Source organism: Nocardioides sp. (assembly GCF_035576065.1).
Taxonomy (GTDB): Bacteria; Actinomycetota; Actinomycetes; order Propionibacteriales; family Nocardioidaceae; genus Nocardioides.
In genome coordinates this window covers 1-24,563 of the sequence record NZ_DATLWX010000027.1, presented here as the reverse complement: position 1 = coordinate 24,563, position 24,563 = coordinate 1, and the positions used below count along the sequence as shown (strand labels likewise).

Sequence of the window (24,563 nt, the reverse complement as noted above, 5' to 3'; positions counted from 1 at the left end):
GAAGGACTCAGCAAACGACGCATCCGACGCTGCCTCAAGCGCTACATCGCCCGCCAGATCTTCCGCACCCTCGCCGCCGCCAACACCCCTGACACCCCGGACCCGGCCCTGGCTGCTTGACACACATAGAAGCGTCTCCGCCCATGGGGCTCACTGGCTTGGTGGAAGTGGATCAGTCGGGGCACGCCGAGCGCGGCTGGGTGATCGAGGCGATCCGCAAGCTCAAGGCTGACCAGACGCGGTCGGCCGACACGCACCTGCACGCCGTGCCGATCCCGGGGCTGCCGGACGTCGACCTCTATCTCAAGGACGAGTCGACGCACCCGACCGGCTCGCTCAAGCACCGGCTCGGGCGCTCGTTGTTCCTCTACGGGCTGTGCAGCGGCCTGATCTCCGAGGGCACCCACGTCGTGGAGGCGTCGTCGGGCTCGACGGCGGTGAGCGAGGCGTTCTTCGCGCGGCTGCTCGGGCTGCCCTTCACCGCGGTCATGGCCACGACGACCTCGCCGACCAAGATCGCGCTGATCGAGCGGCAGGGCGGGCGGTGCGTGCTGGTCGAGGACCCGGCGTCGGTCTACGACGTGGCCCGCGACCTCGCGGAGCAGACCCGCGGGCACTACCTCGACCAGTTCACGTATGCGGAGCGGGCGACCGACTGGCGGGGCAACAACAACATCGCCGAGTCGATCTTCGAACAGCTGGGGATGGAGCGGTTCCCCACGCCGGAGTGGGTGGTCGTCGGAGCCGGGACCGGCGGCACGTCCGCCACGCTCGGGCGTTACGTCCGCTGGCGAGGACTCACGACCAGGCTGTGCGTCGTCGACCCCGAGAACTCCGCCTTCCTCGCTGCCTTCCGCGACCCCGGGTGCGGGGAGACGACGTGCGGCTCGAGGATCGAGGGGATCGGGCGGCCCAGGGCCGAACCGTCCTTCCTGCCCGACGTCGTCGACCGGCTCGTGCGGGTCCCCGATGCCGCGTCCGTGGCAGCCGCGCACTTCCTGAGGTCGCGCACCGGGGCACTGGCCGGACCCTCGACGGGCACCGCGATCTACGCCGCGACGAAGCTGGCGTGCGACATGCAGGTCGCGGGGCAGTCCGGCTCCATCGTGACGCTCCTGTGCGACGACGGAGTGCGCTATCTCGACACCTACTTCTCCGACGCCTGGGTGGCCGAGCAGGGGTGGGACCTCGAGCCCTATCTCGCCGTTCTCTCCCACGCTTGGGACCACGGAGTGTGGATGGGTTGATCCGTCTCGGATCCGAGACGGCGCGGCACTCGTCGTCGTTGACCCGGCCACCAGGAACGGATGGACTCAGCCCATGACCTTCGAGGCGATGTGGCGAGACCTGCTCCCGGTGGGTCGGTCCGCGACCTCGGGCGGCTACCGACGAACGCCCTGGACCTCGCCGGAGGCCGAGCTGCGGGAATGGTTCGCCGAGGCAGCGCTTGCTCGCGGCCTGGAGGTCGAGACCGACGCGATGGGCAACCAGGTCGCCTGGTGGCGACCGACGACTCCCACGGAGCTCCCGGCGGTGCTGACCGGATCCCACCTCGACTCCGTCCACGACGGGGGCGCCTTCGACGGCCCGCTCGGCGTCGTCTCGGCCCTGGCGGCGATCGACGTCCTGCGTGACCGGGGCTTCGAGCCCACGCGGGCGATCGGCGTCTCGGTCTTCACCGAGGAGGAGGGGTCGCGCTTCGGCCTGGCGTGCCTGGGCTCCCGTCTCGTCACCGGCGCCACGACCTGGGAGGCCGTACGCCGACGCCGGGACCGCGACGGCATCCACCTCGACGACGCGCTGTCGGCGGCGGGCCTCGACCCGGGCGGCGAGCTCATGTCGCTGGCCGACGTCGGCTGCTTCGTCGAGCTGCACGTCGAGCAGGGACGCGACCTGGTGGACCGCGACGTCGCCGTCGGTGTCGCCAGCGAGATCTGGCCGCACGGCCGCTACCGCTTCGACTTCACCGGCGAGGCCAACCACGCGGGGACGACCCGCATGGAGGACCGGCGCGACCCGATGCTCACCTACGCGATGACCGCGCTGGCCGCCAACAAGCAGGCCCGTCTGGCCGACCAGCGCGCGACCTTCGGGCGGCTCGAGGTCACCCCCAACGGCACCAACGCGGTCCCCTCGCACGTCACGGCCTGGCTGGACGCCCGCTGCTCGGACGACGAGTCCCTCGCTGAGCTTGTCGAGACGATCACGCGGCAGAGCCACGACCGGGCGTCACGCGACGGCACCTCACTCACGGTCACGGCGGAGTCGGTCTCGTCGTCGGTCAGCTTCGACCCCGACCTCGCCCGCTCGCTCGCGGCCATCGGCGACTGGCCGGTCATCCCGACGCAGGCCGGGCACGACGCGGGCATCCTGTCGGCGGCCGGCATCCCGACCGCGATGCTGTTCGTGCGCAATCCCACCGGGGTCTCACACTCGCCCGACGAGCGCGCCGAGACGGCCGACTGCCTGGCCGGGGTCGAGGCGCTCGCCGACACGCTCTCGATGCTGGCGTCGTGACGAGCTACCTCCTCGAGCGCGCGCTGCTGGCCGGTGGCGTCCACGACAACGTCCTGGTCGAGGTCGTCGAGGGACGCTTCGCCTCGGTCGAGGTCGGCGTCCTCGCGAGCGGCGCCGAGCGCGTTCCCGGGCTGACGCTCCCCGGGCTGGCGAACACCCACAGCCACGCCTTCCACCGCGCCCTCCGCGGACGGACGCAGCACGGCCGCGGCACCTTCTGGACCTGGCGCGAGCAGATGTACGCCGTCGCCGAGCGACTCGACCCCGACACCTACCTCGCCCTGGCCACGGCAACCTTCCGCGAGATGGTGGCGGCCGGCATCACCTGCGTCGGCGAGTTCCACTACCTCCACCACCGACCGGACGGCCGCCCCTACGACGACCCCAACGCCATGGGGCTCGCGCTCGTCGAGGCGGCCCGCGTGGCCGGACTCCGGATCACCCTGCTCGACACGGTCTATCTCTCGAGCGGGTTCGGTGCCGCGCCCGAGGGTGCGCAGCGGAGGTATGACGACGGGTCGGTGCAGTCCTGGATCGAGCGCGTCTCCGCCCTGCCCGGCACGGAGTCCGCCCTCGTCGCCGGAGCCCTCCACTCGGTCCGGGCGCTGCCCGAGGACCCGGCCACCGCCCTCGCCCCGCTGGCCGCATGGGCACAGGGTCGGCCACTTCACGTGCACCTCTCCGAACAGGTCGCCGAGAACGACGGGTGCATGGCGGCGTACGGCGTCAGCCCGACTCGCCTGCTCGCCGACCACGGCCTGCTGGGACCACTCACGTCGGCCGTGCACGCGACCCACCTGAGCGACGACGACATCTCACTGCTCGGCGAGGCCCGCGCCTTCGTGTCCTTCTGCCCCACCACCGAGCGCGACCTCGGCGACGGCGTCGGCCCGAGCCGGCGGCTGGCCGACGCTGGGGCACGGCTCACGCTCGGCTCCGACAGCCACGCGGTGATCGACCTCTTCGAGGAGATGCGCGCCGTCGAGCTCGACGAACGGCTGGTCAGCCGGCAACGGGGGCACTGGCAGGCCGCCGAGCTGGTCCGGGCAGCGACGGTGTCCGGCCACGCCAGCCTCGGCTGGGACGACGCCGGCGAGATCGCCGTCGGTGGACGAGCCGACCTGGTGACCATCGACGTCGACAGCACCCGCACCGCCGGCACCGGGGCAGACGAGCACACCGCGGTCTTCGCTGCGGTCGCTGAAGACGTGACCCAGACGATGGTCGACGGCCGGATCGTCTTCCGGCAGGGTGAGCGCGAGGAGATCGGCCGCGCGCTCGTGCAGGCGATCGGGAAGGTCCACACGTGAGCGTCCTGGTCACCGGCATCGGCGAGCTCGCCACCAACGACGCCACCCTCGACGCCGGGCGCGCACGCACCGACGACCACCGCGACCCGACGGGGCTGCTGGGCCTGATCGACGACGCAGCGCTCGTGATCGAGGGTGGGGTCATCGCCTGGGTCGGTGCGGCAAGCGACGCCCCGGCTGCCGACACGGCGTACGACGCCGGGGGTCGCGCGGTGATCCCGGGATACGTGGACAGCCACAGCCACCTCGTCTTCTCGGGCGATCGCGCGCAGGAGTTCGCGGCCCGGATGACGGGCGAGCCCTACTCGGCCGGCGGTATCCGCACCACCGTGGCAGCCACGCGCGCGGCCACCGACGAACAGCTCATGTCACACGTGGGCAGGCTCGTCGCCGAGATGCGGGCCCAGGGCACCACGTCGTTGGAGATCAAGAGCGGCTACGGGTTGACGGTCCACGACGAGGCCCGCTCGCTCGCGGTGGCGCGGCAGTTCACCGAGGACACCACCTTCCTCGGCGCGCACGTCGTGCCCAGCGGCACCGACCCGGAGGACTACGTCGCCCTCGTCACCGGTCCGATGCTGACCGCGGCCGCTCCCCACGCCCGCTGGATCGACGTCTTCTGCGAGGACGGCGCCTTCGACGTCGACCAGGCACGAGCGATCCTGACGGCGGGCGCGGAGCACGGCCTGCGAGGACGCCTCCACGCCAACCAGCTGACGTACGGCGGGGGCGTCAAGCTTGCCGCGGAGCTGGGGCTGGTCGCGGTCGACCACTGCACCTACCTCGCCGACGACGACGTGAGCGCGCTGGCCGAGTCGGGCACCATCGCCACGCTGCTGCCCGGCGTCGAGTTCTCGACCCGCCAGCCCTATCCCGACGCCCGCGGGCTGCTGGACGCGGGCGTCCGGGTCGCGCTCGCCAGCGACTGCAACCCCGGCTCCTGCTTCACGTCGTCGATGGCGCTCTGCATCGCGTTGGCCGTCCGGGAGATGGGCATGCGTCCGGCCGAGGCGTTGTACGCCGCCACGGCGATGGGGGCCCAGGCGCTCGACCGGTCCGACGTCGGGGTGATCGCCCCCGGCAGGCGCGCGGACCTCGTGGTGCTCGACGCGCCGTCGTACCTCCACCTCGCTTATCGCCCCGGTGTCCCGCTCGTCACCGGTGTCTGGCAGGCCGGGCGACCCGTCGCCCCGCTGGATCTGAGGTAGGGCACACCTCGGGATAGGGCACCCGCCCCATGTGCGGGCCTACCTCAGCACCGCAATCTCGTCTCATCGGGTCGATCGGCCCGCTTGATGAGAAGGAGAGAACCATGTTCGCCACGGACAGCTTCCTGAGTGCTGAGGTCACCTACCGCGCGGACCGCGTCCGCCGGGACTGGGCCAGCCACCGCCCGCCGGTGGTGCGTCGCCGCAAGAAGGACTCCGAGACCCCCACCCCCCGATGAGCGGGACTGTCTCCAGGTCTTTGGGAGACGATGTCTCCATGTCGGCGGGAGACGATGTCTCCATGTCGGCGGGAGACGACACAATGTCGTCCGTGCCCACCGTCCGCAGCACCGACCTCGTCGGCCGCGATGCCGAGCTGGGTGATCTGATCACCCGACTCGGCATCCGTGCGCCCGGGCGCGACACCGCCCAGAGTCAGACCTCTTCGGGCCACGCCGTGCTGCTGGCGGGGGATGCGGGTGTGGGCAAGACCAGGCTGCTCACCGAGCTCCGCGACGTCGCGGTCGACGACGGCTGGCTGGTGCTGGCCGGACACTGCCTCGACCTGGCCGACGGGTCCCTGCCCTACCTGCCGTTCTCCGAGATCCTCGGACGGGTCCTGACGGACCGGCCGGAGGTGGCTGCGAGCGTGATGGATCGCCATCCCACTCTCGCCCGCCTCCAGCCGGGCCGTCGACTGCGTGCCGTCGATGACCGCGACGAGGACCAGTCCCTCGACCAGGGCAACATCTTCACCGCAGTCCACGACCTGCTCGAGTCCCTGGCCCAGGGTGGGCCACTGCTCGTGGTCGTCGAGGACACCCACTGGGCCGACCAGTCGACCCGCGACATGCTCAGCTTCCTGTTCTCGCGGCGCTTCGCCGGCCCCGTCAGCCTGGTGGTGTCCTACCGGTCCGACGACCTGCACCGACGTCACCCGCTCCGGCCCCAGGTGGCGGAGTGGGCGCGGCTGCGGGGCGTCGACCGCATCCAGGTCGAGCCGCTGTCAGACCCGGACGTGCGGCAGCTGATCCACACCATGCACGCGATGTCGCCGGTCACCGAGGCGACCATCGCCGAGATCGTCGACCGGGCCGACGGCAACGCCTTCTTCGTCGAGGAGCTCGTCGGCGCCACGTGGGCCACGGGCGGCCAGATCCCCGCCGAGCTTGCCGACGTGCTCCTGGTCCGGCTCGACGGACTCGATCCCCGCACTCTCGAAGTGGTCCGGGTCGCCAGCGTGGCCGGGCGCCAGGTGTCCCACGAGCTGCTGGCCGCCGTGACGGGGCTCGACTACACCGAGCTCGAGGGTGCGCTGCGCACGGCGGTCGAGTCCAACGTCCTCGTGCAGGCCCGCGGTTCGTCCTACGCGTTCCGGCACGCCCTCCTCGGCGAGGCCGTCTACGACGACCTGCTGCCCGGAGAGCGGGCGCGGCTCCACACGGCCTTCATGACCGCCCTCCAGACCGGCCGCGTCGCCGGGACAGCCGCGGAGCTCGCCCTCCACGCGCGGCGAGCCGGCGACCGACTGACGGCCGCCGCAGCCAGCATCGAGGCGGGGAACCGCGCGTTCGCCGTCGGTGGCCCCAACGAGGCGGCGATGCAGTTCCTGGAGGCGCTCGACCTGTTGGCCGCGGTGCCGGAGGTCCCGGACGACATCGACGTGCACGCCCTGGTGCGCAGGTGCGCCGAGGCGTTCGTGGCGTCCGGGCGGGTCTCCAAGGCGATCAAGGTGCTCCGCAACCACCTCGCAACGATGCCCGCCGACACGTCGCAGGTCGACCGCGGTCAGGTGCTGACGTCGATCGCGGCCGCCCTGCTCCTCACCGACACCACCGAAGATCCCGAGGCCCTCGCGGCGGAGGCCGTGGAGCTGCTCGCCGATGCTTCGCCGAAGCTGCTTGCGCGCGCCCTCGGCGTACACGCCCAGTGCCTCGGCCGACGCAACGAGGAACGCGCCCGTGCCGTCGCGATGGAAGGGCTCGCGCTCGCCGAGCGGCACAGCCTGACCGGGATCGCGGTCGAGATCTCGACCACGCTCATCAGCCTCGAGGACACCCCCGACCTCGACCGACTCCGCACTGCCTGGCTCGGGGCCGCCGAGCGCGCCCGCGCGGAGGGGCACGTCGAGCCCGAGCTGCGCGCCCGCTACTACCTCGGCCGGTTCCAGCACGACCGCGGCGACTTCGCCTCTGCCATGGAGGCCTACGACGAGGTGATCCGCCGCGGTGAGGAGGTGGGGCAGCGTTGGGCCCCGTTCCCCGCGGAGGCACGCTGGATGAAGGCCAACGTGCTGGCCGACCTGGGTCGCCTCGACGAGGCCTACGCCACGCTCGACGTGTCCGGGCTCAAGCCGCCGCTGGTCTATGAGTGGCTCTACTTCGCCCATCAGCTCTACGTCAACGTGCTGCGCGGTCGCTCGATCACGAGCGTGCGTGACTACTGGTCGCGTGACGGTCTGATCGCCATCGTGGCGGGCTCGGCCGAGCTGGTGCGCGCCGAGCAGGACGGCGACCCGGCGCGAGCGGTCGAGGTCTACGACCATCTCGTCGCCACCGTCCGCCCGCTGTGGCACGAGTGGTTCCAGGCGCGGCTCCGACTGACGGTCATCGTGATCGGGATCCACGCGACGGCCGCCGCCCACCAGTCCGCGGGCGAGCGGGAGGCCTCGGCCCACGTCGTGCACCGCATGCTCACCGACGCCGAACGCGTCATCGACTTCCACGCCGAATACGAGGCGGCGCGTGGTCCCGAACACCAAGCCTGGGCTGCGCGCCTGCGGGCGGAGGAGCTGCGCTGGCGCTGGCTCAGCCAGCTCGACCCGCCGGATGCAGCCGAGCTGGTGGCGGCATGGCGGGCCACCGAGGAGGCGTTCGTCTCCTACGGCAACGTCTTCGAGATCGCCCGCGTGCGCGCGCGGTGCGCCGAGGTGCTCCGCGCGACCGGTGACGTCGCCGGCGCCCGGGCCGTGGCCGACCAGGCCCGGGAGGCTGCTCGTCAGCTGGGGGCCGCACCCCTGCTGGCTGAGCTCACGGCGCTCGGCTCGTCCGCGACGCACCCGCGATCGCACACCGACGGGGTCAGACTCACACCGCGCGAGGGCGAGATCCTCGCCCTGGTCGCGGAGGGGCGTACCAACGGCGAGATCGGCAAGCAGCTCTTCATCTCCACCAAGACCGTCTCGGTGCACGTCTCCAACGTCCTCGGCAAGCTCGACGCGGGTTCACGCACCGAGGCGGCGGCGATCGCCCGCCGCCGCGGCCTGCTGCCGACGTGACCGGCACAATGTCGCCTCGATGACAGACGGAGAGTTCCGCTGCTCGGCCAGCAGTAGCGACGACCAGGAGCCGCTGGCAGGCACGGCACCGACCGACAGCGCGATGCTGTTCGTCGAACACACCGGCGCCTGGGGCCGACAGGCCGTGGCGCAGAGCCGCCTGCCGCAGGCGGTGAAGGATCACCTCGACGGGCTCCGCGGACTGCGCGTGCAGCTCATCCGCCGGCACGGCGGCGAGACAGGACCGGGCGTCCGCGTCTTCCATGCCGCTGCCTGCGAAGAGGGCTTCACCGTCACCACGGCCGTGCTGGCGAGGGTCGATGACATCATCGCGCTCGATCTCGGCAAGGACCTGGAGCCCCACGAGCAGGGACTGTGGTTCGTGTGCACCAACGGCCGCCGGGACAGGTGCTGCGCGGAGATCGGACGACCCATCACCGCCGCTCTTGCCGCGCGCTGGCCGGAGGAGACCTGGGAGACCACCCACCTGGGCGGACACCGTTTCTCCGGGACCCTGCTCGCGCTTCCCAGCGGGCACACGCTCGGCCGGCTCAGCCCGGACAACTGCGTCGAGGCCTGTCAGCAGCTCGAGCGGGGCAAGGCGCCCACCGCGCTCAGCCGGGGCCGCGCAGGCAGGAGCGGCGTCGAGCAGGTCCGCGAGCTGCACATCGCGGCGGGTGGACATCGCGACGTCGAGGTCGTCGAGGTGACGGGGCCTGACAGGCGCCAGAGCTGTGGCGACCTGACGATGAAGGGCACGACACACTTCGAGGTGCGGGAGCCCGAGCGGCCCTAGCATCGGGCCATGACGCCGTTGGAGCCTGACCAGATGGCCGCGAACGACGCACAGGCACGCGCGCTCACCGTTCGCCGCTACGAGAAGATGCGCCCGATGGCGACCTCGAGGACCCGCGTCGCCCTGGCGGGGCTGCCACCGGGCCCCGGCTGGCCGGCCAGTCTCCAGAGCATCGCGCTGCTGCGCTTCCGCCATCGGTTTGTCCCCTGGGCCCACCGCCGCTACGGCGACGTCTTCACCCTGAGGGTGCTGCCGCAAGGCCGTCCGCTGGTCCTCTTCACCCGTCCCGAGCATGCGCGCGAGATCTTCGCGGGCGACCCCGAGGTCTTCCACGCAGGCAAGGGCAACGCGATCCTCGGCCCGATGATGGGAGAGCACTCGCTGCTGCTGCAGGACTCCGCCGACCACAAGCGGGCCCGCAAGCTGTTGATGCCGGCCTTCAACGGCCATGCCCTGCGTGAGTACGCCGCACTCGTGACCGACGTCGCCGCGGCCGAGGTGGACTCCTGGCTGCCGGGAGAGTCGTTCTCCGCCCTCGAGCGGATGAACCGCCTCACCCTCGAGGTGATCCTCCGCGTCGTCTTCGGTGTCAGCGACGAGTCCCGTCTCGCTGAGATGAGGCCGTTGGTCAACAAGGTGGTCGACATCAGTCCGGCGATCCTGTTCGGCCACGGCATCCCGCGGCTGCAGAAGGTCGGTCCGTGGAAGGCGGCGGTCGAGAACAGCGTCGAGCTCGACCGGCTCATCTACGCGGAGATCCGGGGGCGCCGGGCTGCGGTCGACCTTGCGGAGCGTACGGACGTGCTCTCGCGGCTCATCCGGGTGGGCAGCGAGGGCGCTGACGACGACCAGCTCACCGACGAGGAGCTGCGTGACCAGCTGGTCACCCTGCTCCTCGCAGGGCACGAGACCACCGCCACCGCGCTCGCCTGGGCGCTCTACGAGCTGGGTCGGTCACCTGAGCTGCTGGCTCGGTCGCGATCCGCGGCGCGGGAGGGTGACCACGACTGGCTCGAAGCCGTGCTGAAGGAGTCGATGCGTCTCCACCCCGTGATCCCCATGGTGGTGAGGACGCTGATGAAGCCGGTCACCGTCGGCGGCTACGACCTACCTGCGGGAGCCACGGTCGGGCCCTCGATCATCATCGCCCACTCCCGAGCCGACAACCACGCGTCGCCGGCCGAGTTCCGTCCTGACCGTTTCGTCGGCGGGCAGCCGGCGACGAACACGTGGATCCCCTTCGGCGGCGGCGTGCGTCGCTGCATCGGCGCCGGCTTCTCGCTGATGGAGGGAGTGGCTGTGCTCCGCGAAGTGCTGTCCGACTTTGCTGTCGAGTCGTGGGGGACGGACAGTCCCAAGGTGCGCAACATCACCAGCGTGCCGAGCAAGGGGGCGATCATCCGGGTCAGTCGGTAGCCGGGCCGGACCAGCACGCGTTCTCGGCTGGCGCGTAGTGCTGGGTTGACCTGCGAGACTTCGCCCATGGACTTGCAGGAGCTCAGCGATCGTCAGGAAATCACCGACCTCATCACCAGCGTCACCCTGGCGATCGACACCATGTCCTTCACGGACCTGCGGCTCCTCTTCACCGACGACGCCGTTCTGGACTACTCGAGTGCCGGTGGCCCCACGGGTGACTGCGATGTCGTCGTGCCGTGGCTCGAGCGGGCCCTGGGCGGGTTCGACCGCTTCCAGCACGTCATCGGGCAGATCGCCATCTACCTGCTGGGTGACAACGCGCAGGTCACCGCCTACTACACGAGCCCCCGGGTGCGTCTCGACCCGGACGGGACCGAGAAGGTCCGGGAAGTGGGCGGATACCACCACCACGACCTGGTCCGGACCGGCGAGGGCTGGCGATCGCGCACCATGGTCGACGACCGGGTGTGGAGCCGCAACAGCTGACGAGGGTTGGTCTCCCGGCGGCTCGTCCGGGACAATGGAGGCAACCGCCGATCACCCTGGAGAGTGCACGTGTCCGACACCCAAGACCGCCCAGTCCTGACCGGACTGATCGCGCTGGTCGCTGTGGCTGCGGTGGTCGGCATCATCGGTGGTCTGACTGCCCTGGTGGGGAGCAGGGTGCTCGGTCTTGACGGCGGTGCCGCAGCCTCTGACAGCGACGCCACGAGCGGCACCTCGCTCTACCTGCCCGAACCGACCATCACCTCCGAGACCGTGTCGCCGGAGGCGGGCGCATCGGCGACCAACGACCCGGTGCAGACGAGCGCGGCTCCGGTCACGACCATCACGCTGTCGGCGGGCCAGGAGTCGGTCGCTGCGATGCAGCAGATCGACTTCAGCGGCACCTACCCGGCTGGCGAGGGCGCGATCCTCCAGGTGCAGCGACTGGAGAACGGCAAGTGGATCGACTTCCCGGTCACCATGTCCGTGAGCAGCCAGAGATTCGCGACCTATGTGCTGACTGGCCGGGCGGGCGAGAACACGTTCCGGGTGATCGACACCGACAAGGACGTCTTCTCCAACGAGGTCGTCGTCACCGTCGGTTGACGCGGTCGAGACGGCGGGTGAAGTAGCCGACCCAGACGGTCCCGAGGGCCGCGAGGCTGGCCATCACGACGCAGGCGGCAGCCAGCGGCGCCGCCGCGGCGACCACGCCGACGAGCACTGCCCCCCCGGAGCCGCCGATGTCACCGCAGAGCCGCCACCCGCCGAGATACTGGGCGCGGCCCTCGATCGGTGCGGTGTCGGCGCCCATGGTCATCACGATGCCCGATCCCAGCCCGTTGCCCATGGCCATCACCATCATCACGCCCCCTACGGTGAGGGCATCGGCGGCGAGGGGGAGCAGGGCGCAGCCGAGGGCATGGGTTGCCACGACCGGTACGGCGACGACGAACCGGCCGTAGTTGTCCATCAGCCAGCCGCCCGGGAAGAAGAAGGCGATGTCCACCGCGGCCGCCGCGGCGAAGATCAGCGACGTGGTGCTGGCAGACAACCCCACGTGCTCGGCCCACAGCGGCAGCAGCACGATCCGGAGTGACCGGGAGGCCGCGATGATCACCACAGCGACCCCGAGCGTCAACAGGGTGCTGCGGTGCGCCTTGAGCACCGAGACGACAGAGGCGTGCGGGGTCGCGCCCCGGTGCTCGGAGCCGAAGTCGGGCATGGACCGGGCCATCAGGGCCGAGACCAGCGACATCGCGGCGGCGAGCCAGAACACCCACGTCAGCTCGCCGAGGTGGATGAGGCCCGACCCGATCAAGGGGCCGATCAGCACGCCGATCCGCATCGACCCGCCGAGCCCCGACATCGCCCGGGCCCGGAAGGCGAAGGGGACCGCGTCGATGAGGAATCCTTGGCGGGCCATCAGGAAGACGGTCCACGTCACCCCGCTGAACATCACCGCCAGGCCCAGGGCGAGCACCGAGTCAGTGAGCGCAGCGGCAGCCATGGCGACCGCGTCCAGCAATCCCACCGTGGTGAGAGCGCGGCGCTCGCCGATCCGGGCGACCAGGGCCCCGGCCGGCAGCGAGGCCAGCAGGCTGCCGATGCCCAGGAGGGCCACGACGAAGGCGGCGGTCGAGACGTCGGCCCCCAGCTCGCGGGCACGCAGGGCAAGGACCGGTAGCACGGCGCCGTGGCCGATCGCGTTGACCACGGAGGGGCCGTAGGCGGGGAGGGCGATGTCGCGGAAACGGAAGGGCGGCGCCGCCGCTGCGTCCTTCGCGACTGGTCCACTCACCCCGCCATTGTCGCTGGGCGCCCCGAGCCCCCTTCGGCCGGTGCCGGGGCCGGACGGGCGCCACGTTGGCCCAGGACGACACCGCCCAGGACGAGCAGCACGCCGAGGGCCTGCGCGGTGCCGAACACCTCGTGGGCGAACGCGACGCCCAGCGCCGTACCGACCACCGGGTTGAGCAGGCCGATGAGGGAGACGGCGCCGGCCGGCATGGCGCGCAGCCCGGTGAACCAGCAGACGAAGGCCAGCCCGGTGCCGACGACGGCGATCCATGCGTAGCCGAGCGCCGCGGTCAGGTCGACGGCGGGCGGTGCGCCTTCCACGACGAGGGCGACCGGGAGCAGCACCACTCCGCCGGCGACGAGCTGCCATGAGACGAGGGTGATCATGTCCACAGGCGGGGTCCAGCGCTTGATCAGCACGAAGCCGACCGCGCTGACGACCACCGAGGCCACGGCGCCGGCCAGGCCCACGGCGGTCACGCCGTCCGGGCTCTGCAGCACCAGCAGGGTGACGCCTCCGAGGCCGACGATCGCGGCCAGGATGCGGGTGACGCCCGGACGCTCACCGATGAGGAGCCACGCGACCCCCATGACTGCCAACGGCGACGTCGCCTGCACGGTGGAGGCGAGGCCGCCCGGGAGGTAGTAGGCCGAGACGAAGATCAGGGGGAAGAACAGCGCGATGTTGACCAGGCCGAGCACTCCCGCCCTCCACCACCAGCTCCCGCTCGGGAGCCGGCGGCGCCATACGAGCAGGACGAGGCCGACGGGGAGCGCGCGGACGACCGCCGAGAAGAGTGGCCGGTCCGGCGGCAGGAACATCTCGGTGACGATGTAGGTGGTGCCCCAGGCCGCGGGCGCGACGGCGGTCAGCAGGACCTTCCCGAAGCGGCTGGCCAGAATTGTTTCCACGGAAGAGACAATATCTGCGTCAGAAGATATATTCCATCCGTATGAGCGAGGACCTCGACCACGTCGGCCGGATCCAGCAGCAGTGGGCCCGCGAGCGGCCGGACCTCGACACCAGTCCCATGGGCATCATCGGTCGACTCCACCGCCTCGCCGACGCGCTGCACGCCGAGCTGCGCCCGGTCTTCGAGGCCGCCGGCCTGAGCGACGGGGACTTCGACGTGCTCGCCGCGTTGCGGCGGTCAGGGGAGCCCTTCGCGCTCACGCCCGGCCAGCTCGCCGAGACCACCATGATCACGTCGGGCACGGTGACCAAGCGCGTCGATCGGTTGGGTGCCGCGGGGCTGGTGACCCGGGAGCGGGTCGAGCATGACGGACGCGTACGCCGCATCGCTCTCACCGACGCCGGCCGCGTCCTGGTCGACCAGGTGCTCGAGCGGCACGTCGCCAACGAGGAGCGGTTGCTCCACGGGTTCTCCGACATCGAGCGTGCTCGCCTCGCCAGGCTGCTGACCCAGTGGACGGCCTCGCTCGGGATCTAGGTGCCCCCGCGACGGTCCGCGCGTCCTCTCACTCGATGCTGGCCACCGGGAAGGTCGTGCCGTCAGACCAGGTCCCGGATCGAGACACCCGCAGGGTGGTCTCTGCGTCGATGGTCGCCGGAGAGGGCAGTCCCATGTCGCACAGGTGGAGGACGTTGATCGTCATCCTTTCCGCCTCCACCACTCGCCCTTCGTGCAGCGCAATGACAGCCTGGTACTCGTCGTGCGCCGACAACCAGTCGCCCAACGACTTGGCGCCCGTCCAGGTGAACCCGAGCTCCTGCCTAATGATGGATGCGGGGGTGTACGCGCACACGATCACGACCTCGGAGACGGCTTGGTCGTAGATGTCGGACACGGTGATCGAGTCCACCTCGCCTGCTGACTCCATGAAGTCCTGCACCGAGCTGCCGTCGGTGTCGCTACCGACACTCAGTACCTCATCGTGGCCAGAGCATGAGGTCATGACCGCCAGCAGTGCGGCGAGCGTGATGAGGCCGGAGGTCCTCTTCAGGGTGCGGGGCATGCGGGCAGAGTACGGCGGTGCCGCTCACCTACCGGCGCCACCCGGCGTCACCCGCCTGACCCTCACGCTGCTCGGGGACGGCGCCACCCGGACCACGTGCCCGGGACACACCAGAGTCTCGATCAGACCTAGGGCGTTTCAAGCCTCGCTTTGACCTTGCGTTGCGACGCGGGTCCGAATCAGCCATGGACCCGTCCGGCACAGGTGGTCAGGCTTCAGCTGGCAACGACACCTCCTCCGGTTCAGGACAACCTGGGGTTGTGCGGTGACGCTTCCTTCGGCGGGAAACGATCGATTGCCTCGATGGCGCGCTCAAGCAGATCCATGAGGGTCTGCCGTTCCTCAGGGTCGAATTCGGCAGCGAGGTGGCGCTCAAGCGCAACCGCACGGTCATCGGCCCGTCTGAGGAGCGCTTGGCCTGCTCTGGTGAGCCGTGCCACGAGCACCTGGCCGTGGTCCTCGGAGCGCTGTCGCTCGATGAGTGCCTTGCTTTCCAAACCGGCGAGCATCGTGGCCATGGTCTGTGGAGTCACCATGCAGTACCTCGCGAGCTTGGCGCCAGAGATGCCCGGATGTTCAGCCAGCACCAGGAGTGCGGCGTACTGCGGAACCGACAGGCCTGTGGCGCGCAAGGCGGACGTCTTGCCACTGATGAGCGTCTGTTCGGCTCGCTTGATGACGTGCCCGATCCGTTGCTCTAGCGGCAGTTCGGAGATGCTGCGCACTCAAATGCTCCTCGGTCCGGCGGAAAAGCTGGCGGTAGATGAACTATCCACTATCCATCTCGATCACTCGGCATCGAGCAGGGCCGCTCAGCCCGCCGCCAGGGCTGCGCAGGGCTCGACCGTGACGATCGTGCGCAAGTGGTTGAGCGCCTCCGTGTGCTCACGGGGCGACAGGCTTGCGGTGGCATCGGAAAGTACCGTGACGGCGTATCCGAGACTCACGGCTGTTTGTGCGGTGGCCGCAACCGCATGAGCGGTGGCGATCCCCGCCAGGGCAACCCGGACAACCCCCGCGCCCTGCAAGGTCGCGTGTAGTTCGGTGCCCGCGAATGCATCTATTCCGTACTTGGTGATGACCACATCATCCTCCCGCGGGGCGAGTTCCTTCACGATCTGGTTGTGGACGGAGTCGGGGTCGGCGCGTGCGCCAGCCCGCTCCAGATAGCGGATGTGGTAGATCGGAGCACCGGCTGCACCAGCTGTCGCCCGGAGGGTCTGGCACTTCTGGACAACGCCGTCGACGTGAGGGTGCAGGGACAGTTCGGTGATCCACTTCTGCATATCGATCAGGATCAGTGCTGTCGAAGAAGGGCTTGACGTACCCACGAACTAGTACCTCTCGCCGATTGCCTCCGGCAGCTGATCGAGATCGGCCAGCACGTCGGCTGGCAGGTCGATCTCCGCAGCGGCGATGTTCTCGGCCAGGTATCGAGGATTTTTGGTGCCGGGGATGGGCAGCACCCATCGACCTTGCGCGAGCACCCACGCCAGGGAGAGCTGAGCAGGGGTGATCCCCAACTGAGCAGCCTGCTTCTGCACGCGTACGGCGATCGCTTGATTCGCGTCGAGCGCGTGGGGCTGGAAACGCGGCAAGCCTTGGCGCCAGTCACCGGCAGGAAGATCGGCTACTGAGGAGAACCTTCCGGCGAGGAATCCTCGACCCAGTGGGGAGAACGGAATGAAGGTGATGTCGCGTTCCTCGGTGAAGGGCAGCACCTCGGCCAGCGAATCGCGCGTCCACAGCGACAACTCTGACTGGACACTGGCAACAGGATGGATCGCGTGTGCAACCTCGATCTCGGCGGTGGTGACTTCCGACAGGCCGATGGCCCGCGCCTTGCCGGCTGCAACGAACTCCGCCATCACCCCCCACGTTTCGGCAAGAGGTACTGCGGGATCGACGCGGTGCAGCTGATACAGATCCACGTAGTCGGTCCCGAGGCGGAGCAGGCTCGCATCGAGGGCTGCGCGCAGATGTTCGGGGCGACCGTTGCGGTGGATCGCGCGTGTGCCGTCAACGACCAGGCCGGCCTTGGTGGCGAGGACGACTTCATCTCGACGGCCGGCGATCGCCTTGCCGACCAAGTACTCGTTGTCGAACGGACCATACGCATCGGCTGTGTCCAGGAACCGTGCGCCGGCGTCGATCGCTTGGTGGATCACCGCCATCGAGGTGGCAGCATCGCGGCCGGACTCGTCATACACCCAGGACATTCCCATGCAGCCCAAGCCGATTCGCCCGACTTCGGGTCCGCCGGGGCCAAGTGTGGTGGTGCGCATTGCTTCTCCTAGTGCCGGTTGCTGACAGTGGGACAGATGTTTCGGGTAGCTCAGGTGCTGGGAGCGACAGGTTCACCCATAGGGGCGGCTGCGGCTGTCAGCGGGTGACTGGGCGAAGTGGCTATCGCCGCGAGGTGGCTGTGGATCTCCGTGAGGTCCCGCGAGGCATCGCACACCGCGACGTAATGATCTGGGCGGACAAGGGCACACCTGAAACGCTGGTCCGCACGGGATGTCAGGGGCGAGGGGCCTGTCGGGGTGGTGAGTTCCCCATCTCGAGCGAGAGACCAGATGGTGACCAGTCCGGAGTGATTTCGGGCGAGAGAATGGAGTGCATTCCATTGCATCGCGCCGATCGCTCCCCAGACCAACACGGTGTAGCGATCAGGGGGTAGGGCCTCGCGAAGGGGCCGGGCCTTCTTCGCCGCGGCACCGGTCGCATCATCCGTGGCGACGCAGGGGGCGCCAGTCCGGACCAGGACGTTCGGCACCAACCGACCGCCGCGCACGCCGTCGTGCCGAAGGCGCCACGGTCGACCGGAGTCCGTACTGGCGACACTGTCTGGATAGTGGTTGACCAGCCCGGCCAACCACGGAGTGTAGTGGCGCTCGAAGAGCCCCAACCGCTGGCTCAGGCGTGCTGCGTTGTTGCGTACGACGATCTGCCAGGGCTTCTTGAGCAGCCACGCCGCGGTCTGAGTGCTGGCCTGCTTGACAACCGCGGCAGACACCGCGGACCGTTCGACGCTGTAGCTGCTCAACAAGGTGGGGGAGGCTGCGCCGCGGTGTACGAGGGCGAGCTTCCAGGCAAGGTTGTGCGCATCGGTGACTCCGGTGTTGAGGCCCTGACCACCGGCCGGGCTGTGGATGTGCGCGGCGTCGCCCGCGAGGAACACTCGGTCCACCTGGAACGTGTCGGTGTGGCGCGCATGGATGTTGAAGGTCGTTTGCCAGGAGACGTCACGTAGAACCAGTTGCCCCGGACCCCGGTCATCGACGTACGCTTGCAGCATGTCCAGAGTCAGGTCCTCGGACTTCATGCCCGGTGGTCCGGCCGTGAACACACGGAACCGGTCGTTCTTCAGGGGCACCATCACCAAAACGCCCTGTCCTGAGCAGAAGTAGTGGACCACGCCCTGCTCGAGGTGACCCTCGATTGCCGCGTCGGCCAGGATGAACACACTCGGGTAGGTCATGCCGTTGAACTCGAGGCCAAGTTGGTCGCGCACGACGCTGCCCGCGCCATCGCATCCGATCACGTAGGAGAATGACTCGACTCGGTCCTGCCCATCTGGTCCGCGAAGGGTCGCGTGAACGACGCCTTCGCCCTGCCGGAGGCCGAGCAAGGTCGTGGACCATTCCACAGCCCCGCCGCGGATCGACGCGCGTATCGCCTCCTCCACGCGCGGCTGGGTGATCACCGTCGGACGTGTGGCCGGGCCAAAGGTGATCTGGCAGACCTGCTCAGCATCGTCGTAGTAGCGAAATGACGTGACCGGCTGCCCATGCTCCTCGAGGAATCGGGCGCCGCCTAGCTGGTGCAGGACCTCGAGCGTGCGTGGCCAGACCAGCAGTGCCTTGGTCAGGTGGCTCGGTCCCTGGGCCTGGTCGATCAGTCTCGCCTCAACATCGCGGCGCCTCAGTTCGGCCATTGCCGTGAGACCGACGGGCCCCGCCCCGACGACGAGGACGGGCAGTTGCTCTTGCATCACGGAACTCCAGGTGAATGCTCGGTAACGGACAATGACGGCTGGTGGGACATCTGGCGCGGACCCGCCGGTTTCTAACATACATAAGCATACTGATACTTCCGGCGCCCCCTGCTGGCCGGGCCAACGCCCATCCCCCGAGCTCGGTTCGTACGAGTCGTGGCCGCTTTGACATCGACGCGAGGACATCTGTACGTTTCTGCCAGATATAAGACTTCTTATATTCGTAAGAGTACGAACATGGCACCCGGTTGCGGGTGGCAATGACACCCAACTAGGAGCCTCATGTCCTTGGACACCGCGAGTCCCGCGAGCAAGACCCGCCCGATACTCACGCTGGTCGCAGTTTGCGTGGCCGGGGGGCTGTTGCCGATGTCGCTCACCGGATCTTCGGTGGCGCTTCCGGGCATCAATGCTGACCTCGACCCGGCATTCGCTCAGCTGCAATGGGTCGTCAACGGCTACAACCTGGCCTTCGCGAGCCTGATGCTCGCCGCCGGTTCGTTGGCTGATCGAGTCGGTCGTCGCCGGATCTTCACCATCGGGTCACTGCTCTTCGCGCTCGCGTCGTTGGTCAGCGGGCTGGCAGGCAATGTGCTGGTGCTCGATGCAGCCAGGGTTGTCGCCGGTGTCGGCGCTGCTGCTGTGCTCACGAGCGGAAGTGCCATGCTCGCCCAGACCTTCCAGGGCCCCGCTATGGCCAGGGCCTTCGGCGCGCTCGGCACCTCATTCGGCATCGGCATCGCGTTCGGTCCCTTCATCGGTGGCATGCTGGTGGAAGTCGGCGGTTGGCGCACGGTCTTCCTCGCGCATGCCGCCCTGTCCGGTCTGGTGTTGCTTGCCACCCGTCTGATGACCGAATCGCACGCAAAGGTTCCCGGGCGCGTCGATTGGTCGGGCACGATCACCTTCACGTCCAGCCTGTTCCTCTTCGTCCTCGCTGTCGTCGAAGGACCTCAGCTCGGTTGGCTCGGCCCGATCAACCTCATGTGCTACGCCGGTAGCGCCGTACTTCTCGCTGCGTTCGTGGTCGTTGAACGCCGCCAGGCCAACCCGATGTTCGACCTGAGCCTGTTTCTGCAGTCTCGCTATGTCGCCGTGTGCCTGGTGCCGGTTGCCTTGGCCTTCGGTTTCGTGACCTTGTTGGTGCTGTTGCCGTCGTACTTCATGTCCATCGACGGGGCCACCGCCCAGCAGGCCGGCATCACCATGCTGTTCCTCACCACGCCCACTCTGGTGATGCCGACCGTCGCGGGATATGTGTCCAAGTGGGTCTCAGTCCGGGCGCTGCTGGTTGTCACGTTGGTCCTCGTCGCCGTCGGTGCCGCCTGGCTGACCGTGCTGGAGCCGTCCACATCGGCGTTGGTCCTGGCTGGCCCCCTGCTCACCATCGGGTCCGGTATGGGCATCTCCCTGGCCATCCTTGATGCGGCGGCTGTCAGCAGTGTCGAACCCGAGCGGGCCGGGATGGCGGCTGGAATGTTCAACACCATGCGGCTGTCCTCCGAGGTCGTCGCCATCGCCGCGATGGGATCGCTGCTGGTCAGCCTGACTCAATCACGCCTGGCAGACGGCATCGGGGCCTACACCGCCCAAGGTGCACCGGACGCCGACACCGTGGCCAATGCGATTGCCGCCGGCGATCTGCAATCTGCGACGGCCAGTGTCAGTGGCGGGGCTCAGCAGGCATTCAATGCGTTCGCCGCTGGGGCCTACACCGATGCCTTCCACGTGGCTCTATGGATCCTGGCCGGCGTGTGTGCCGTGGCCGCCCCCGTCATCGGGTGGTTGCTTCGCGAGCGGGCACCCCTGACCGTGGCCGACCCTTCGGTCGAGGTCACGCTCGTCGACGCGTAGGAGTGCATCCGCAGGACAGGCTGCGAATCAGCAACACCTCACATCAACCACGAAAGGGTGCATGATGCGCGCCATCCAGTTCACCACCTACGGCGGACCCGAGGTCCTGACCGAGGTCGATCTTCCAGAGCCGACCCCGGGGCCTGGGGAGATTGCGATCGACGTGACGTGTGCGGGAGTCAACTTCGCCGAGGTGATGTTTCGCCGCGGCCAGTTCGACACGCCAGTTCCGCACGTTCCCGGGCTCGAGGTCACTGGCACTGTTCGCTCACTTGGCAAGGGTGTGACCGGTCTGGCGGTTGGAGACCGTGTTGCGGCATTGACTCTCTCGGGAGGTGGCTATGCGGAGGTCGCGGTTGCACGTGCTGACCTCGCCGTGGTGCTTGAGGGTGACCTCGCCGTGATCGAGCCGAGCCTGGCTGCGGTGTTCCCCTGCAACGCAACCACGGCCTACGGACTCGTCCGGGCAGCGGCTCGCGTGCTGCCCGGTGAGTCGGTTCTGGTCTCCGCCGCTGCAGGTGGTGTCGGGACGGCGATCGCCCAGATCGCCCGCACGGCAGGGGCGACTCCGGTGTACGGCGCGGTGTCCGACCTTGCCAAGGTGGACCCGACGACGGCGGCCTTCTACGACGAGGTCTTCACCTACGATTCCTTGCCCGAAGGGCTCGCCGCTGACGTGGTCTTCGACTGCATTGGAGACGCATTCCGGACGAGAGTGCCTGACCTGCTCGCCCCTCTGGGCAGGCACGTTGTTTTTGGGAACGCAAGCCAGATCGACCAGACCGTGGAACTCAACACCTTCTGGTACACCGCCAAGAGTGTGGTCGGCTACAACATCGGCGGCATGATCAGCGACCGGCCGGACATGGTGCACGAACACATGCTGGCTGTCGCAGCCCTGGTTGCTGACGGCTCCGTGGTCATCCCGTTCACGGAGCTGGCATTGTCCGAGGTCGTCAAGGCACATGAGCTACTCGGGAGTCGCGCGAGCACCGGCAAGTTCGTGCTCCGCGTCCGCGGCTGAGCATGGACCGCCAACTCCGACTGCAGGCAGCCTCGGTGCACCTGCCCGTGACCGTCCAGACCTTGGGCGAGGCGGCAGCAGCTGGCAGTCTGCAAGGCCGAGCCCTCGACCTGCCGGACAGCACGACTTTGCCCGTGTCCACCGAGAGTCCGGTCGCACTCGCAGCTCGCGCGGCGCTAGCGACGCTCGGCGCGACTGGGATGGCGAACCAGGATGTAGACGATCTCTACTACGCCTGGACCTACGATCAGTGGGAGCCGTTCTGGTCCCCGGCGCACGCGCTTGCGAACCGACTCGGCCTGAGTTCGGCCATCCCGATCGGCATCCAGCAGATGTGCAACGGTGGAGCGGCTGCACTGCACGTCGTTGCCCGTGCCGCGCGGGCCGGTGCTGACTTCCGTGCCCTGGTCGCGACAGGCGATGTCTTCAGGCCTCCCGGGTTCGACCGTTGGACGGGCGACTACGGCGTGCTCTACGGAGACGCCGGCACGGCCGTCATGGCGGACGCCAGCGGCCGTCCGACGCCCCTGGGGGTAAAAGAGAGCACCTTGCTGAGCCTGCACACGCGAGCGCTGCCCCACCTCGAGAGCATGCACCGGACTGTTGGGGAGCCCGTCGATTCTGCCGACGCGGAGAGGGTCCGGGTCGTCGACGTCCAGGCCAGTAAGCGCGCCTACCTCGCCGCTCACGGATCCGACTCGCTGGCGCAGCCCATGCAGACCTTGCTGCGCGACCTCACGACGTCGGCGCTCAAGGACGTCCACGAGCAGGGCCTGACTCTCGACGGAACGGCCTACCTGCCCCGGCTGATGCCCAGGACTCTCGACGCGCTCTATCTGCCCATCATCGCGTCGGAGTTCGGTCTCCCCGTCGCCAACTCAGTCGACACCGGTCATCTCGGAGCCGGCGATCTGATCGCCAACCTGGCCGAGGTGCAACGCGACCCGCGAGAAGGTGCCGCGTCCGACGGGTCGCGCGTCGACCTGATCGTCAGTGCCGGCGCCGGGTTCACGATCACCGTCGCTGCCGTCCGCACGAGCATGCCCAGCTCGTGACCTCGGCCCACATGCTCGAGTCCGCAACAACGTCACGGGCGTAGCCGTGTGACTTACGGGGGGCTCAGGCGTCCTCACCGCCTGGTGGGGACGATTCTTGGGATAGGAAATCACATGCAGAAGCACATCTTCGTTATTGGTGACCGATTCGCGGGCTTCGCTCGCGAGGACGGGGTGCGCACCGTCGCGCAGACCCGGGTGCTGTTGTCGCGCCTGAGCGAGTCTGGGGGCGAGGACACGCTCGCGGTCACCTACGGCCAGGGCGTGTCGGACTACGAGCACGACCTGATCATCAGTGACGTCAACCGCCTCGGGCTCGTTGGGCGGGTCACCGTCCACCACAACCCGATCCGTCTCGCCGGCCGACGAGAGGTCCACAAGAACTGCGAGGTGAATGCCCTCATCGGCAACCTCGAGGAGCGAGATGGCCAGTTCCACGCCGACCTGCGCATCCACAACGACAACGAGTTCCTTCTTGACCACCAGACCGGCCTGCACGTCCAGGGCATCGTCATCACCGAGGCTGCCCGCCAGATGTTCCTCGCGGTCGGCGAGCGCTATCTCGCACCCTCCAACAGCGAGTTCGAGTACTACTACGTCATCGAGCGCATGTCGACGACCTATGAGAACTTCCTCTTCCCGCTCGCCAGCTCCATCACGTTGACGCCGCGCAGCCAGCGCCGCGACGACCTCAGCCGGGTGTCCATCACGTGCGACATCGAGCTCGCCCAGGCGGGTCGCCGCTGTGCCGTCACTGAAGTCGCCTTCACTGCCTTCGCTCCGGCGCTCATCGGGTCGAAGGAGGGGCGACGTGCCGAGGCCGCTCTCGCGGCCTCGCGTCAGGTCCTGCCAGCCGCCTCCCCGGTGTGACGTGGACCTCGACGGGATCACGGCTCTGATCGCGGACGTCGACGAGACGATCATCCACGACAAGAGCATGTTCAGTTTCCTGGATTTCCTCGCCGCCCAGGTCGCCGATTTCGACGCTGCGGCCGTCCGGCGGCAGCTGTTCGACCTCGCTGCAGGGGGTGGCTCGAGAGAGGACGCCAACCATGCGTACTACGCCGCCCTCGAGGGCCAGCGAGACCTTGATCTAGCGCTGGCGGGTCGCATGTGGTTCGCCCACCGCGAGCAGGATCTGGAGTTCTGGATTCCCTTCACGGTGGACCTCGTGACTCGGGCCGTCGACGCCGGCATCCCGGTGGTTTTCGTCTCTGGATCTCATCGAGCCTGTGTCGACGCGATCGCCCGCCATCTCGGAGTCGAGCATGTGCTCTGCACTGAGGTCGAACTGCGTGACGACGGGACGCTGACTGGCCATCGGGTCGCTTCGGCCATTGGCGCAGCCAAGCGTGCCCGTGTGTTGGAGTGGGCCGCCGCCCACCGCGTGGACCTGGCAGGCGCCCTGGCGCTGGGCGACCACGACTCCGACATCGCCTTCATGGAGCTGGCCGGTGCAGCCATCGCGATCAACCCATCAGCGGGACTTGCGCGTGAAGTTGCCCGGCGAGGGTGGCGGTCAGTCGAGTCGACGGGAGGCGCAGCCGCCTGAGGTCGCCTTCTACCGAGGGTGTTGGAGGAGCCGCGGAACTTAGCGGGACACGCCACTCGTCGTGTACCGCTGAGTTCCAAGCAGCGCCATCGGCTGCGCGACGGTGTGACCGTCAATAGATCCTGACTGGCACGCCCTGGGAGCCGATCCGGCTCGCGGAGACGCTTCTATGTGTGTCAAGCAGCCAGGGCCGGGTCCGGGGTGTCAGGGGTGTTGGCGGCGGCGAGGGTGCGGAAGATCTGGCGGGCGATGTAGCGCTTGAGGCAGCGTCGGATGCGTCGTTTGCTGAGT

At 68.8% G+C, this 24,563-nt stretch carries 23 protein-coding genes; 16 read left to right on the top strand and 7 right to left on the bottom strand.

The features are described from left to right. Positions 1-167: 167 nt before the first annotated feature. The 10 genes from VNJ48_RS13095 (at position 168) to VNJ48_RS13050 (ending at position 11,619) form a co-directional block, all read left to right on the top strand. Positions 168-1,247, top strand: a complete 1,080-nt coding sequence (locus VNJ48_RS13095; protein WP_414689951.1) for a PLP-dependent cysteine synthase family protein — start codon at positions 168-170, stop codon at positions 1,245-1,247. Positions 1,248-1,320: 73 nt separating this feature from the next. Beyond that, complete coding sequence (locus VNJ48_RS13090; protein ID WP_325602783.1) at positions 1,321-2,517, top strand: allantoate amidohydrolase; 1,197 nt, start codon at positions 1,321-1,323, stop codon at positions 2,515-2,517. Continuing rightward, the gene (locus VNJ48_RS13085) at positions 2,514-3,827 is read left to right on the top strand and encodes a formimidoylglutamate deiminase (RefSeq protein ID WP_325602781.1); all 1,314 of its coding nucleotides are present in this window, start codon (positions 2,514-2,516) and stop codon (positions 3,825-3,827) included. Before VNJ48_RS13090 ends, VNJ48_RS13085 begins: the two co-directional genes overlap by 4 nt. Then, positions 3,824-5,035: an imidazolonepropionase gene (gene hutI / locus VNJ48_RS13080; protein WP_325602780.1), complete on the top strand. Its 1,212-nt coding sequence runs from the start codon at positions 3,824-3,826 to the stop codon at positions 5,033-5,035. The genes VNJ48_RS13085 and hutI overlap by 4 nt, the downstream gene beginning before the upstream one ends. A 104-nt stretch (positions 5,036-5,139) precedes the next feature. Beyond that, positions 5,140-5,274: a hypothetical protein gene (locus VNJ48_RS13075; RefSeq protein ID WP_325602778.1), complete on the top strand. Its 135-nt coding sequence runs from the start codon at positions 5,140-5,142 to the stop codon at positions 5,272-5,274. A 92-nt stretch (positions 5,275-5,366) separates the two neighbouring features. After that, positions 5,367-8,312 carry a helix-turn-helix transcriptional regulator gene (locus tag VNJ48_RS13070; RefSeq protein WP_325602776.1) on the top strand — a complete coding sequence of 982 codons (2,946 nt, stop codon included), beginning with the start codon at positions 5,367-5,369 and terminating at the stop codon, positions 8,310-8,312. Between the two features lie 19 nt (positions 8,313-8,331). Next, positions 8,332-9,108 carry a sucrase ferredoxin gene (locus VNJ48_RS13065; RefSeq protein ID WP_325602774.1) on the top strand — a complete coding sequence of 259 codons (777 nt, stop codon included), beginning with the start codon at positions 8,332-8,334 and terminating at the stop codon, positions 9,106-9,108. 9 nt (positions 9,109-9,117) lie between these two features. Continuing rightward, the gene (locus VNJ48_RS13060) at positions 9,118-10,524 is read left to right on the top strand and encodes a cytochrome P450 (protein ID WP_325602772.1); all 1,407 of its coding nucleotides are present in this window, start codon (positions 9,118-9,120) and stop codon (positions 10,522-10,524) included. 66 nt (positions 10,525-10,590) lie between these two features. Next, positions 10,591-11,013 carry a nuclear transport factor 2 family protein gene (locus tag VNJ48_RS13055; protein WP_325602770.1) on the top strand — a complete coding sequence of 141 codons (423 nt, stop codon included), beginning with the start codon at positions 10,591-10,593 and terminating at the stop codon, positions 11,011-11,013. Between the two features lie 69 nt (positions 11,014-11,082). After that, entirely contained in the window at positions 11,083-11,619 is a 537-nt protein-coding gene (locus VNJ48_RS13050) for a hypothetical protein (RefSeq protein ID WP_325602768.1), read from the top strand. Here VNJ48_RS13050 and VNJ48_RS13045 read toward each other — a convergent pair. Continuing rightward, positions 11,606-12,814 carry an MFS transporter gene (locus VNJ48_RS13045; RefSeq protein ID WP_325602766.1) on the bottom strand — a complete coding sequence of 403 codons (1,209 nt, stop codon included), beginning with the start codon at positions 12,812-12,814 and terminating at the stop codon, positions 11,606-11,608. The genes VNJ48_RS13050 and VNJ48_RS13045 overlap by 14 nt on opposite strands. Further along, entirely contained in the window at positions 12,811-13,725 is a 915-nt protein-coding gene (locus VNJ48_RS13040) for an EamA family transporter (protein ID WP_325602764.1), read from the bottom strand. Before VNJ48_RS13040 ends, VNJ48_RS13045 begins: the two co-directional genes overlap by 4 nt. Before the next feature lie 41 nt (positions 13,726-13,766). On the opposite strand from VNJ48_RS13040, the gene VNJ48_RS13035 reads away from it, so the two are divergent. Then, complete coding sequence (locus VNJ48_RS13035; RefSeq protein ID WP_325602762.1) at positions 13,767-14,264, top strand: MarR family transcriptional regulator; 498 nt, start codon at positions 13,767-13,769, stop codon at positions 14,262-14,264. A 28-nt stretch (positions 14,265-14,292) separates the two neighbouring features. Here VNJ48_RS13035 and VNJ48_RS13030 read toward each other — a convergent pair whose 3' ends face one another. The 5 genes from VNJ48_RS13030 to VNJ48_RS13010 all read right to left on the bottom strand — a co-directional run bounded on the left by VNJ48_RS13030 (position 14,293) and on the right by VNJ48_RS13010 (position 18,973). After that, a complete protein-coding gene (locus tag VNJ48_RS13030) occupies positions 14,293-14,790 on the bottom strand; it encodes a hypothetical protein (protein ID WP_325602760.1) in 498 nt (165 codons plus the stop codon). 242 nt (positions 14,791-15,032) lie between these two features. Then, a complete protein-coding gene (locus VNJ48_RS13025; RefSeq protein ID WP_325602758.1) occupies positions 15,033-15,515 on the bottom strand; it encodes a MarR family transcriptional regulator in 483 nt (160 codons plus the stop codon). 87 nt (positions 15,516-15,602) lie between these two features. Continuing rightward, positions 15,603-16,121 carry an isochorismatase family cysteine hydrolase gene (locus VNJ48_RS13020; RefSeq protein ID WP_325602756.1) on the bottom strand — a complete coding sequence of 173 codons (519 nt, stop codon included), beginning with the start codon at positions 16,119-16,121 and terminating at the stop codon, positions 15,603-15,605. A 3-nt stretch (positions 16,122-16,124) separates the two neighbouring features. Next, positions 16,125-17,075, bottom strand: a complete 951-nt coding sequence (locus tag VNJ48_RS13015; RefSeq protein WP_325602754.1) for an aldo/keto reductase — start codon at positions 17,073-17,075, stop codon at positions 16,125-16,127. Between the two features lie 50 nt (positions 17,076-17,125). Further along, a complete protein-coding gene (locus tag VNJ48_RS13010) occupies positions 17,126-18,973 on the bottom strand; it encodes an FAD-dependent monooxygenase (RefSeq protein ID WP_325602752.1) in 1,848 nt (615 codons plus the stop codon). Between the two features lie 96 nt (positions 18,974-19,069). On the opposite strand from VNJ48_RS13010, the gene VNJ48_RS13005 reads away from it, so the two are divergent. The 5 genes from VNJ48_RS13005 to VNJ48_RS12985 all read left to right on the top strand — a co-directional run bounded on the left by VNJ48_RS13005 (position 19,070) and on the right by VNJ48_RS12985 (position 24,272). Next, positions 19,070-20,641, top strand: coding sequence for an MFS transporter (locus tag VNJ48_RS13005; protein ID WP_325602750.1), 1,572 nt, complete (start codon positions 19,070-19,072; stop codon positions 20,639-20,641). Positions 20,642-20,705: 64 nt separating this feature from the next. Continuing rightward, on the top strand, positions 20,706-21,665 hold the full coding sequence (locus VNJ48_RS13000) for a quinone oxidoreductase family protein (RefSeq protein WP_325602748.1): 960 nt from the start codon (positions 20,706-20,708) through the stop codon (positions 21,663-21,665). 2 nt (positions 21,666-21,667) lie between these two features. Further along, positions 21,668-22,720, top strand: coding sequence for a hypothetical protein (locus VNJ48_RS12995; protein WP_325602746.1), 1,053 nt, complete (start codon positions 21,668-21,670; stop codon positions 22,718-22,720). A gap of 114 nt (positions 22,721-22,834) precedes the next feature. Further along, a complete protein-coding gene (locus tag VNJ48_RS12990) occupies positions 22,835-23,590 on the top strand; it encodes an AfsA-related hotdog domain-containing protein (RefSeq protein ID WP_325602744.1) in 756 nt (251 codons plus the stop codon). A gap of 1 nt (position 23,591) precedes the next feature. Next, positions 23,592-24,272 carry an HAD-IB family hydrolase gene (locus VNJ48_RS12985; RefSeq protein WP_325602742.1) on the top strand — a complete coding sequence of 227 codons (681 nt, stop codon included), beginning with the start codon at positions 23,592-23,594 and terminating at the stop codon, positions 24,270-24,272. The last annotated feature ends 291 nt before the right edge of the window (positions 24,273-24,563 follow it).